This is a genomic window from Amycolatopsis sp. VC5-11, assembly GCF_037034185.1.
Taxonomy (GTDB): Bacteria; Actinomycetota; Actinomycetes; order Mycobacteriales; family Pseudonocardiaceae; genus Amycolatopsis; species Amycolatopsis nivea.
Genome location: NZ_JBAGKF010000010.1, coordinates 304,616 through 315,527 on the forward strand (window position 1 = coordinate 304,616; position 10,912 = coordinate 315,527).

General features: G+C 66.8%; 12 protein-coding genes. 10 read left to right on the forward strand and 2 right to left on the reverse strand.

Translation table 11 applies throughout. From position 1 onward, the window contains the following. Window positions 1-60 precede the first annotated feature (60 nt). Window positions 61-624 (forward strand): TetR/AcrR family transcriptional regulator, encoded by a 564-nt coding sequence (locus tag WA670_RS28430; RefSeq protein WP_037820054.1) that lies wholly within the window; start codon window positions 61-63, stop codon window positions 622-624. A 32-nt stretch (window positions 625-656) separates the two neighbouring features. Here the strand turns inward: WA670_RS28430 and WA670_RS28435 are convergent, their stop codons facing one another. Beyond that, window positions 657-1,175: a DUF2165 domain-containing protein gene (locus WA670_RS28435; RefSeq protein ID WP_336159365.1), complete on the reverse strand. Its 519-nt coding sequence runs from the start codon at window positions 1,173-1,175 to the stop codon at window positions 657-659. A gap of 194 nt (window positions 1,176-1,369) precedes the next feature. Between WA670_RS28435 and WA670_RS28440 the strand changes: the two genes are divergently transcribed. Further along, window positions 1,370-2,461 (forward strand): hypothetical protein, encoded by a 1,092-nt coding sequence (locus WA670_RS28440; RefSeq protein ID WP_037820005.1) that lies wholly within the window; start codon window positions 1,370-1,372, stop codon window positions 2,459-2,461. Window positions 2,462-2,480: 19 nt separating this feature from the next. Here WA670_RS28440 and WA670_RS28445 read toward each other — a convergent pair whose 3' ends face one another. Beyond that, the gene (locus WA670_RS28445; protein ID WP_037820002.1) at window positions 2,481-3,119 is read right to left on the reverse strand and encodes a TetR/AcrR family transcriptional regulator; all 639 of its coding nucleotides are present in this window, start codon (window positions 3,117-3,119) and stop codon (window positions 2,481-2,483) included. Window positions 3,120-3,164: 45 nt separating this feature from the next. Here WA670_RS28445 and WA670_RS28450 point away from each other — a divergent pair, with 45 nt between their 5' ends. The 8 genes from WA670_RS28450 to WA670_RS28485 all read left to right on the forward strand — a co-directional run bounded on the left by WA670_RS28450 (window position 3,165) and on the right by WA670_RS28485 (window position 10,892). After that, on the forward strand, window positions 3,165-4,160 hold the full coding sequence (locus tag WA670_RS28450; protein ID WP_051729782.1) for an alpha/beta hydrolase: 996 nt from the start codon (window positions 3,165-3,167) through the stop codon (window positions 4,158-4,160). Further along, entirely contained in the window at window positions 4,157-5,017 is an 861-nt protein-coding gene (locus WA670_RS28455) for an SDR family NAD(P)-dependent oxidoreductase (protein WP_037819999.1), read from the forward strand. The genes WA670_RS28450 and WA670_RS28455 overlap by 4 nt, the downstream gene beginning before the upstream one ends. Further along, window positions 5,014-5,937 carry a reductase gene (locus WA670_RS28460; RefSeq protein ID WP_037819998.1) on the forward strand — a complete coding sequence of 308 codons (924 nt, stop codon included), beginning with the start codon at window positions 5,014-5,016 and terminating at the stop codon, window positions 5,935-5,937. The genes WA670_RS28455 and WA670_RS28460 overlap by 4 nt, the downstream gene beginning before the upstream one ends. Then, a complete protein-coding gene (locus WA670_RS28465) occupies window positions 5,937-6,413 on the forward strand; it encodes a hypothetical protein (protein WP_051729781.1) in 477 nt (158 codons plus the stop codon). The genes WA670_RS28460 and WA670_RS28465 overlap by 1 nt, the downstream gene beginning before the upstream one ends. Next, window positions 6,410-7,906, forward strand: a complete 1,497-nt coding sequence (locus WA670_RS28470; protein WP_037819996.1) for a flavin-containing monooxygenase — start codon at window positions 6,410-6,412, stop codon at window positions 7,904-7,906. Before WA670_RS28465 ends, WA670_RS28470 begins: the two co-directional genes overlap by 4 nt. A gap of 397 nt (window positions 7,907-8,303) precedes the next feature. Beyond that, entirely contained in the window at window positions 8,304-8,543 is a 240-nt protein-coding gene (locus WA670_RS28475) for a hypothetical protein (RefSeq protein WP_336159366.1), read from the forward strand. A gap of 190 nt (window positions 8,544-8,733) precedes the next feature. After that, entirely contained in the window at window positions 8,734-9,078 is a 345-nt protein-coding gene (locus WA670_RS28480) for an MmcQ/YjbR family DNA-binding protein (RefSeq protein WP_336159367.1), read from the forward strand. Between the two features lie 953 nt (window positions 9,079-10,031). Further along, window positions 10,032-10,892 (forward strand): hypothetical protein, encoded by an 861-nt coding sequence (locus WA670_RS28485; protein WP_134733854.1) that lies wholly within the window; start codon window positions 10,032-10,034, stop codon window positions 10,890-10,892. Window positions 10,893-10,912: the final 20 nt, after the last annotated feature.

Here is a 10,912-nt window from a genome sequence, read left to right on the forward strand (position 1 = left end):
GTGAGTCTGACTCCGTTAACAGTACACAAGCGGAGTCGGACTCACCTTATGGAGGTTCTGGTGCCGTCGTCCCGTCCGCTGCGCGCTGATGCCCGGCGCAACCGCGAAGCGCTGCTGGCCGCAGCTCGGCAAGCCTTCCTCGCGGGAGACGCTGATGCGCATGTCGAGGACATCGCTCGCAACGCGGGCGTCGCGATCGGGACGCTCTACCGTCACTTCGAGACGCGCGAAGCCCTGATCGAAGCTGTCTACCGCAAGGAAGTCGACGAGCTGTGCGACGCACCGGCCGCGCTGCTGGAGACGCGGTCCCCGGACGAGGCGCTGCGGCATTTCCTGATGCTGCTGGTCGACCACGCGGCCGTGGGCAAGGGGATGGCGGTGGCCCTGCAACACATCATGACGACGAACTCGCCGGTATTCGGCGAGGCCCGCACCCAGATGTCGGACGCCCTCGCCCGGCTGCTCGCCGCGGGTGCCTCGGCGGGTCTCGTGCGGGACGACATCACCGGCACCACCCTCCTGCACGCACTCGGCGGCATCTGCGCGTTGCAGGTCGCCGACGGATGGCAGGACGAGGCGCGGCAAATCGTGTCGATCCTCTTCGACGGCCTGCGCATCCGGTGACCACGGACCGGATGCTTCGACTCGCTTGCGTCCTAGCGCTGCGGTGAATCTTTCGCGGCGAGGTGAGCGAGCACGAGACCGAACGAGGCGATGATGATGTGCGGAAGGGCTGCCTGGAGACCGTTCCATTTGCTCGATTGCCACATCTGAAACCACTCTCCGCCTATTGCCAGGAAACCGATCCCGAAAAGCATCAACTGCATTACCCAGCCCAGGCCGGACAGCTTGTAGGCCGTCGACGGAGCGTGCCCGGATATGTGGTTTCGTATACAGCCGATAAATCCGCAAATGAGCACCAGCGCGGTGAGAACCTCCCACGTGATGATGGCGAGGTAGGCGGCATCGGCAAGTCCGGGGCTGGTTATGGCGCGCCACATCATGTTGGGCGACTGAAATGTAGTGTCCATCGCCAGAACATGGCGGACGAAATCTTGATTGGTGCCGAAGTCCGTGATGTTGCCGACTGCGACAAGTGTCATCTGCAGGGCCGTTGTTCCCGTGAGAACTGTGACCGCGGCGGGGAGAGCGCTGAACCTGCTGAAAATAGGCATACCTGAATACTAGACTTACGGGCAAAGTGTTTTAGGGGCGAATTGCGGGGATGCGCAGTTGTGCCACACGCTTCCCGGGCGATCGTTAGCGGCCGCCGCGGATCGCGAGGGCTGGCGACGCTTGGAGGCTCGCGTACTAATCTCTTGCTCACCCGGGTCCGATCAGGAGCCGCCTGGTCAGGACGGATTCGCCGATGAGCGCAGTCCCCGATGCCGACACGCCGCCCGCGGACCGCGTCGTAGTCCTCGAGCCGGAGGAGGGTCGGCCGGCGGGTCAGGACCGATCGTTCGCGCCGAGCCTGCGCTGGAACCGGGGCAAATTGCGCAGACGCGCCGTGCTCCTGTTCGCCCTCGTAGCGGCGGGCGTGGCGCTGATCGTGTTCGCCCGGTCGAAGATCTACCTCGCACTTCCCGCCGTCGCGACTGCTTTGGTGGCTGCCAGGCTCTGGCTGCTCGTCCGGGCCGCCTTCCGTGCCCCGCACAAAGCGCGGGAGCGATTGCTCGACCTGCCGTTTCGCAAAGTGCCCGTGGACGGCAGCATGCTCCGGGCCACGAAGCGCGCGCTGTACCTGAGGCTGGCCGACGACCAGTGGTTCCGCATCGGCCCGCCAGTGGTCAACGGTTTGATCAACAGCAGGGGCTATGTCTGGGTGGTAGGCCCCGAACCTTCGGGCCGGGCAGGGCTCGTGGTCCCAGGCACCGTGAGCACGGCCGTCCTGCGCGCCCGCGAACTGCCGAGCTCGGCGCATCCGGTGTCGGCTCCGGTGCCGCCTCCGACGCACAACGAGCAACTCGGCCTCATCATCCGGCTCTACCGGCCCCGGAGAATCGCGGCCGCCATCACGAAGCTCGCATTGGCGGCCTGGCTGGTCGCCACCTACGCGCCCCTGCTGCTGCACACCTACCGGCAATCCGACGAACTCCTCGGGCTCGCCACGTTTCTCGGGCTTTATCTGGCCGGCGCTCTGGTCTGGACGTCAGCGACATCCCTGCACCAGTGGCTGATCCGCGCACCGCGGGCAGTTCGGGCAACCCACTGGACGCCACTGCGGATCGTCCCCGACTCGCTGAGAAACGGCGGCAGTCGCCGGAAACTCACCTGCCGGGTCACCTCACCGGAAGGATCCCGCACGGTGTCCATCGGCGATTCGCCTGTCGTCGCGACGGTGCGGGCGACCGGGGTCCTGTGGGTAGGGGGCCTGCCGAAGAAAGGCGTTGTGGCGATCGGATTGCCCGGCTACCCGATCCTGGGCCACGCGAAACTCGGGCGTATCGAGCACCGTTGAGGCGCCGCGCGGTCGCCCCTCAGGACAAATCCACGAACCCGACCGCGAGGCGTTCGGCCATCCGCATCAGTGTGTCGATCAGTTCCGGCGCGGTCATCGGCACGGCTTTGGAGCGCCACGCCGTCGCCGCTTCGACGAAGCCGCCGATGCCTACCAGCAGTGCCACCCGGAATTCGGCGGCGGACGCGCCCGGGGCGAGTTTCGGTTCGGCGTACGTCATGAACATGTCGACGACGGCGTGCACGGTGTCGCGCCGCATCGACTCGAGGACGTCGCTGCCGCCGTGCTCGCCGAAGAAGATCTGGGTGGTGCCGAAGTTGTCGGCGATCTGGCTGACCACGACCTCGAGGGCGGCTCGAAGCTGTACGCGCAGCGGTGCGTCGCGACGCGGCAGGACCGCCTCGAGAATGAGAGCCAGGATTTCGTCGCGCACGCTCTCGGCGACCGCCACGAGCAGTGCGTCCCGGCCGGTGAACGACTCGTAGAAGTACCGGTCGGTGAGGCCGGCGCGGGTGCAGACACCGCGCATCGTCACCGAAGCCCAGCCGCTCTCGCACCACAGTTCGCGTCCGGCGAGCAGCAGTGCGGCCCGGCGCTCCGCGCGCCGCTCGTCAGCTGATTTCCCGCCGTAGGGCCGTCCCTTCTCGACTCGCGCCATGGCCCGATCTTGACAGCCGAAGGCGCGAACCTCCAATCTGAGGGCATGCGCCTTCAGAATTACCCGGCCCCGGGACTCTCGCTGCGCAGCCGCGCGGCGATGGGGTTGCTCGGCGCGACCTGGCGGCCGCTGACCCGGCTCATCCCGAACGGACGGGCCGGCACGCTCGTGAGCCGGTCGCTCATCGCCGCGGGGCTCCGGTTCGGATCCCGTCCGGTGCGGGGTGCGACGTTCGAGCGGGTCGAGGAGGGCGCGGGCCCGGTCGTGCGCGGCGAGTGGGTGCGCACGCCTGCCGCGGACCGCTCGGACGGCGTCGTGCTGTACATCCACGGGAGCGGGTACGTCGTGTGCTCCAGCCGCACCCACCGCGGCCTCACCTCGCAAATCGCCGAACGCACCGGTCTCCCGGTCTTCTCGGTCGACTACCGCCTCGCGCCGTCCCACGCCTATCCCGCCGCGTCGGACGACGTGCGCGCCGCCTGGGACTGGCTCGTCGCGCAGGGCCACGACCCCGCCGGCATCGTGGTCGCCGGCGATTCCGCGGGCGGTCATCTGGCCCTGCTGCTGGTGCTCGAACTCGTCCGCGCGCGCAGGCCGTTCCCCGCCGCGCTCGTCGCCCTCTCGCCCGTCGTTGAGCTCGACCTCGCCCGCGGCATGGTCCGCGACCGGATCGAGCGCGACCCGTTCGCCGCCGCCGCGGTCGCGCGACGCGTCCTGCGCCGGTACGCCGACGAGGAGGCCCTCCGCAGCGATGCGCTGCGCGTGGCCTTCGACGACCTCGAGCATTTCCCGCCGGTGCTGGTGCACGCCGGTTCCCGGGAAATGCTCGCCGCCGACGCCACCGAGCTGGCTCGCCGGATCGAAGCGGCGGGCTTCACCGTGGACCACCGGATCTGGCCGGGGCTGATGCACGTTTTCCAGGCGATGACCGCCGTGCTGCCGGAGAGCGAGGCCGGACTGGCCGCGATCGCGGACTTCATCGACACCCATCTGCCGCGCGGTTCGGCGCGGTCAGTCCCCGCGGAGGTGGCTACGGCATGATCGGATTCACCAGGCCCGTGACGAAGGGCGCTTCAGCCGTCGTCACGGGAGCAGGCAGCGGCATCGGGCGCGCGTTCGCGATCGAGCTGGCAAAGCGCGGCGCCCGGGTCGTCTGCTCCGACATCGACGAGGCCAGCGCCAAGGAAACGGTTGCTCTCGTCGAAGCAGCCGGGAGCATCGGCCTCGCCGTACGGTGCGATGTCGCCGGCTCCGAGGAGGTCGCGGGTCTGCAGGACCGCTGCATCGAGTGGTTCGACGGCGCCCCGACGCTGCTCATCAACAACGCGGGCATCGGAGCCGGGGGCCACACCGTCGGACACACGCCGCTCGAAGAGTGGGAACGCACGCTGCGGATCAACCTGTGGGGCGTCATCCACGGGTGTCACCACTTCCTGCCCGCGATGAAAAACGCGGGCCGCGGCGGTGTCATCAACGTGGCATCGGCCGCGGGGTTCGCGGCTGGGCCGAGGATGGCGGCGTACAACGTGAGCAAGGCGGGCGTGATGAGCCTGTCGGAGACCCTCGCCGCCGAGCTCGCCGGCACCGGGGTGCGGGTGACGGTGCTCTGCCCGACGTTCGTGCGGACGAACATCTTCAGCGGCGAGCTGATCGACCGCGCGGCATCGGGCGCCGCGGCCCGCATCGCCGATGTGGTCGGGATGTCGCCGGAGAAGGTCGCCCGGATGACGCTCGACGGGCACGACAAGGGCCGGTTGTACGTCGTTCCCCAGCTCGACGCCCGCGCGATCTGGCTCAGCAAGCGCCTCACCCCGGCCGCGCACGCACGGATCGGCGGCTTGCTCGCGCGAGTAGCGCCGTTCAGCACCGAAGCGGATCCCGAAGGAGCAGACCTGTGACCTATGACTTCGACGCCATGCTGGCGAAGATCATCGAGAAGCAGTGGTCGCTGGCCGACATCGACTGGGACGCGCCGGGCGCGGAGACGATGTCGGACGAGACGCGGGCTAGGATGAAGCCGTTCATGGCCGATCTGGTCTGGATCGAGCACATCGGCGCGCGTGGCTTCGCCGCGTTGGCGAAGAAGGCGCCCACGCCCGCCATCCGCGAGATCTACCGCTACTTCCACGCCGAGGAGCAGAAGCACGCCAACGCGGAACTCGCCCTCATGCGCCGCTGGGGCATGCTCGAGGACGGCCGCGTCCCTGAGCCGAACGTCAACGTCAAGCTCGCGATCAAGGTCCTCGACACCTACGGCGACCAGCTCCCGCTGACCGGTCTGGCGGCGCTGATCCCGATGCTCGAGGTCGCGCTCGACGGAGCGCTCGTCAAGTTCCTCACCGACGAAGTCAAGGACCCGGTGTGCCACGAGGTTTTCCGGCACATCAACTCCGACGAGGCGCGGCACATCACCACCGACTTCGAGGTCCTCGACCTGATCGGAGCCCGCGGCCCGGTCGAGAACCTCGTCAAGGGAGTCGGGCTCCTGGACCCGCGCGTGCTCGTCGGGCTGATCGTGGTGTTCGTGCCGCTGATCAACAAGATCCGCGACAACGTGGTGGGAATGGGCCTGGACGAGCGCAAGCTGATGAACGCGGTCCGCCGGTTCGCGAAGATCGGCGGACGGGGCGAGCACACCCGGTACGTGCCGACGTACCACATCTTCCGCGTGCTGGCGGGGATGATCACCGACCGCGAGCACCCCTACCACCGGCTCCTGGCCGACCCGATGGTCAAGCTCACCGGGAAGCTGCCGGCAAGGCTCTTGGGCAAGCCCCAGTCCTGGGTCAAGGGCCTGTCTCCCGAGGCGGTCGCCTGATGGCCCGTCTCTTGACCGGAACCGACTGGTTCGAGCATTCCTACAGCGGCGAACGGGTGGCGCTGCTGGCCACCGGCGCCGAGGCCGCGTCGATTCTGCCGGAGTTGCTCCGCACGGCTTCCTCGGTCGTCGTGTTCGAGGAAAGTCCCGCTTGGGTCACGCCCGTCGGCGTGCCCCAGCCACTGCGCCGGGTCGCGGCGAAGACTTGGCTGCGGCTGGCGGTCCGCGATACCTGGACCCGGCGCCAGCTCACCCCGCACCGCGCTTACGACTCCGGCCGCACCCAGGTGAGCCCGAGCTACTACGCGGCGTTGCAGGACCCGCGGACCCGGCTGGTGCACTGGCCGGCGTACGCGATCGTCGACCAGGGCGTCCGCGCCGCGGACGGCGTCGAGTACCGCGTCGACACCGTCGTCGTCGGCGCCACCTCCCGATTCGCCGCCGCGCGGATCCAGGCCAGCAAGGAGTCCGCATGAACATCCGTCCCGACCACGAGGTGCTCATCGTCGGGGGCGGACTGTCCGGCATCGGCGCCGCCATCTTGCTCGACCGCGCCGGGTTCGGCGACTACCTCGTCCTCGAGGAGGGCGACGGCTTCGGCGGCGCCTGGCACTGGAACACCTACCCCGGGGTCGGCGTCGACATCCCGTCGTTCTCCTACCAGTTTTCGTTCGAGCAGCTCTCCGGCTGGTCCCGCGTCTACGCACCCGGCGCCGAACTGAAGGCCTACGCCGAGCACTGCGTCGACAAGTACGACATCCGCCGCCGCAGCCGCCTGCGCACGACAGTCGCCGGAGCCGAGTACGACGACGCGACCTCGCTGTGGCGCGTCCGGCTCGGCGACGGCGAAACCCTCACCGCCCGGTACGTCGTCAATGCCACTGGCGTGCTCACGAAACCCAAGAAGCCCGACATCCCCGGCGTCGACGACTTCGCGGGCACGCTCATGCACACCGCCCGCTGGGACCACGGCGCGGATCTGACAGGCAAACGCGTCGCGATCATCGGCACCGGCGCCTCGGCGGTGCAGATCATCCCGTCCATCGCGCCGGACGTCGAGCACCTCGCGGTTTTCCAGCGCACCCCGATCTGGTGCCTGCCCAAGCCCGACGCCAGCATCGCCGGACCGCTCCGGACCGCACTCGGACTCGTCCCGGGCAGCAAGGCCGTCGCCAGGCTGATCAGCCAGTCCTATGTGGAAGTCACGTTCCCGCTCGCCGCGCACTTTCACGGCTATGTCCCGACGGCCAGCTTCGGGGAAAAACTCGGCCGCCTCCACCTCAAGCGCTCGGTCAAGGATCCGGAGGTGCGCCGAAAGCTCACCCCCGCGTACTCCCTGGGGTGCAAGCGTCCCAGCTTCTCCAACAGCTACCTCAAGACGTTCAACCGCTCGAACGTCCGCCTCGAGACAACCTCCATCGAGGCGATCGCCCCGACCGGCGTGCGCACGACCGACGGCCACACGCACGAGGCCGACGTCCTGATCCTGGCCACCGGCTTCAAGGTCTTCGAGAAAGGCAACATGCCGGCGTACCCGGTGCGCGGCTCCGGCGGAACCGACCTGGAGACGTTCTGGACCGAGAACCGCTTCCAGGCCTACCACGGCGTCAGCGTGCCCGGCTTCCCCAACTTCTTTTCGATTCTCGGCCCCTACGGATACAACGGATCGTCCTACTTCACCCTGATCGAAACCCAGAGCCAACACATCATCCGCCTGCTCAAAGCAGCCAGAAAACGCAACGCGACCCGGATCGAGGTCACCCAGGAAGCGAACGCCGAGTACTTCCAAGCGATGCTCGGACGACGCGACAAGCAGATTTTCTTCCAAGGCCAGTGCTCCTCGGCGAACAGCTACTACTTCGACGAACACGGCGACGCGCCGCTTCGCCCGGCGTCCACATTGGAAACCATGTGGGACGCCAACCACTTCCCCCTGAGGGCCTACGAATTCAGCAGTTCCGCCCGATGACCGCGGCTGCTCGCGTCTCGCGGCCGGGACGCGAAGAACGCATAAAACCCTTTGCGCAATGCGGATTTCACGTTGACAGTGCATGATCAACTGCTCGATTCGGGTGTTGATGGTCCGAGGCACGGACAAGTGCCTGAGCTGGCGAGCGAAATCATCCGCGCGGAACGTGTTGGGTATGTCCGAAGTTCCCGGAATCGCCCTTGACCGGCGCGATCGCTCCCTCGATAGTGGGCGCATGCATGACTTCGACTTTCTCTTCGGCTCCTGGAACGTGGCCAATCGACGACTGGCTGCCCTCCTCGAGTACTCGACGGAGTCGGCAATATCGATGAGGTGACCTTCCCGACGCACGGGTTCGGCGGCGTCACCCTGCGCCTGTTCGACCTGGAGAAAAAAAGTGTGGCGCATTTACTGGTCGGACACCCGCACCGGCGTGCTGTTCCCGGCGGTCGAGGGGGTCTTCCGGCACGGACGCGGCGACTTCTACGGCGACGACGTTCACGACGGCGCGCCGGTCCGGGTCCACTTCGTCTGGTCCGGCACCACGACGGACACTCCGCGCTGGGAGCAGCGGTTCTCCCGCGACGGCGGCGAGACCTGGGAGACGAACTGGACCATGGACCTATCCCGGGCTTGACCCGGGACTGGGGCATCCGGAGCCGGCGGTTGCTTTTCGTTGCCGGAAAAGGAGACCCGGACATGGTCGCCGACTGCCATACTTCAGTGTTGCCAATGCCGCGGCAGACAGCCGACCGGTTGATCGGCCGGTCATGAGACGACGCGGATAACGGCAAGGTTCGATCGCAAAGGGCTCGCGAGGAGGAACAGTGGTCACTGCCGAGGACATCCGCGCGCTCACCGCGTCATTGCCGCGAAGCGAGGAAGGAGTCGTGCGAGACCAGGTGAAATTCCGCGTCGGACGGCTCGTCTACCTCGCGTTGTCACCGGACGAATCGACGATGGGGTTCGCGTATCCGAAGGAGCATCGTGCCGGGCTCGTCGCTGCCGAGCCGCACAAGTTCCAACTTCCCCGTGAGTCGGACCTGCGCTTCAATTGGGTCCATGCGGTGCTGAGCGAACTCGACGCTGACGAACTCGCCGAGCTGGTGGTCAACGCTTGGATGATGTGCGTACCCAAGAAGGTGGCGGCGGCGTATCTGGACGCGGGCTGAACCGAGACGGCCACCGCCTGGCGCACACCGCCGCGGCTGCGTGACCTCGATCCTGACCAGCGCCTCGTCCGGCCGCGGCCGGAAGGCCGAAGTATCCCGGCACGCCCGAGGCAGAAGCGTCGGGCGGCACCGTGATCGTGACTGAGCCGGAACCCCGCTCGCGGACGACAGCCGCTCGAGCCTGGACCGCGATGCGTCATGCTGATCGTGCCGACTGGTCGATCAAGAGCGCAGCGGCTCCTGGACGTCTTCGAAAACTGCGGAAACCTCGACTGGAAAAGGAAACAAATACGTTTTGCATCGATATTGAGGTGCAAATTATCGCGTCTCATGGAAGCATTCTGAGCAAGGTGGCGTTGCTTGAGCCTATGCGACGACTCCTTCGCGGGGGGCGAGGAAGTCACGAGTCAGGGGAGTGCCGACGGGGTATGCATTCAGTATGGGAGGACGAAGACCAGAGGAGCTGGAACCCGGCGAAACGGTCCTGTGGACCGGCCATTCCCCGTTCCGGAAGCGGCCCCGGTGGCCGTGGGTGTTGTTGCTCGGATACGTGACCGGACTCGCGGTGCTCGGGTTTGCCTGGCGTTGGGGTGTCGCCATCCAGGCGGGCCTTACGACGTTGACCTTGACGCTGGCCGATCGGCAGTGGACGAAGGCGACTCTCACGCGCGGCCGCTACACCGTCACCACCCGGCGGGTTCTGGTCGAGGCAACGTGGTGGGGACGTCCGATCTGCCGCGCCGAGCGCCTGTCGGACCAAAGTACTTGGGATACACGAAGACCGAGCAGGTGTCCGCAGGTAATACAGCGATCTGGGAGAACATGGATGCCGTTTTCAAGGGTGCGAATTTCCGAAATCCCTTCCAGCCGACTAAGGACTCAGCTCGAGATGGAACCTGCGGACTGGACATCGGGCCTGATGGAGAGCTGTGAGGGCTGACATGGCTGGCGAAATGAGCAAGGAGTTGATCATCAGCCCTCGCAGTGAGCGAGTGAGAGAGGAGTTGGCAGACGCAGATGCCTGGAGTTCGTATGCGGCAGCACTGCGCCAGGTGCTCACTGCGGTGATCGCGAAGAGCGGCATTGACTTTCTAGAGGTCGGCGAGCTACTGGTGAATGACCCCCTTCCTGACAGGCACCGCGGCCTTCGCAACGGCGCGGAGGTCCAGTTCCCGCAGGCGATTGACCTTGTCGAGGGAATGGCAGCGGGGCGCGGGCCGTATTGCCAGCTTTCCATCCCGGAGCGGCTTCAGATCGAGTCGGGATGGGACGGGGCTGTACACCTCTACCTGACGCGAGCGGTGGCCGCCGATCTCGCGAGACTCCGTTCCCAGGACGCGATTCTCCAGTGGCGCGACGCAGCTCCTGAGCCCACCGCGATCTCGAATCCTGTTGGTGCCGTCGCGGACGAGAGTTTTTGGGAGACGGTGGCGAAGATATCCGAACGCCTCACCTTAGTGTGTGAGCGCTGGGCGTACGGTACCTCCGGGTGCCGATGGTTCCGCGTAAGTCGGGAGAACGCAGCCGAGGTGGCCCGGCTCATGCGGCCACGTTCACTGGTTTGCGTGATAAGCGATCCGGCGTTGCAACCCCGGAATGAGCTATTGGAGGACGACTTCACGGCCTTCGCAGCCCCACTGCTGCCCGGTGAGCTGCGCTATCGGGCCTACCCCGGTGGTGCCGATACGCTCTCTGAGGTTACGGGTGAGGGTTTCTCCCTCATGCTGGCGGACAGATTGATGGGCGATTGGTGCGCCGTGATGCCGGACTCGGACGGGGTGAACAGGGCGCAATGGGAAAGCCCAGGGGCCTAGTTTATAGGCCAACACTCTAG

Coding starts and splice junctions, on each gene's coding strand:
- WA670_RS28435 (WP_336159365.1), bottom strand. CDS start 1,175: ATGCCTATTTTCAGCAGGTTCAGCGCTCTCCCCGCCGCGGTCACAGTT.
- WA670_RS28440 (WP_037820005.1), top strand. CDS start 1,370: ATGAGCGCAGTCCCCGATGCCGACACGCCGCCCGCGGACCGCGTCGTA.
- WA670_RS28445 (WP_037820002.1), bottom strand. CDS start 3,119: ATGGCGCGAGTCGAGAAGGGACGGCCCTACGGCGGGAAATCAGCTGAC.
- WA670_RS28450 (WP_051729782.1), top strand. CDS start 3,165: ATGCGCCTTCAGAATTACCCGGCCCCGGGACTCTCGCTGCGCAGCCGC.
- WA670_RS28455 (WP_037819999.1), top strand. CDS start 4,157: ATGATCGGATTCACCAGGCCCGTGACGAAGGGCGCTTCAGCCGTCGTC.
- WA670_RS28465 (WP_051729781.1), top strand. CDS start 5,937: ATGGCCCGTCTCTTGACCGGAACCGACTGGTTCGAGCATTCCTACAGC.
- WA670_RS28470 (WP_037819996.1), top strand. CDS start 6,410: ATGAACATCCGTCCCGACCACGAGGTGCTCATCGTCGGGGGCGGACTG.
- WA670_RS28485 (WP_134733854.1), top strand. CDS start 10,032: ATGAGCAAGGAGTTGATCATCAGCCCTCGCAGTGAGCGAGTGAGAGAG.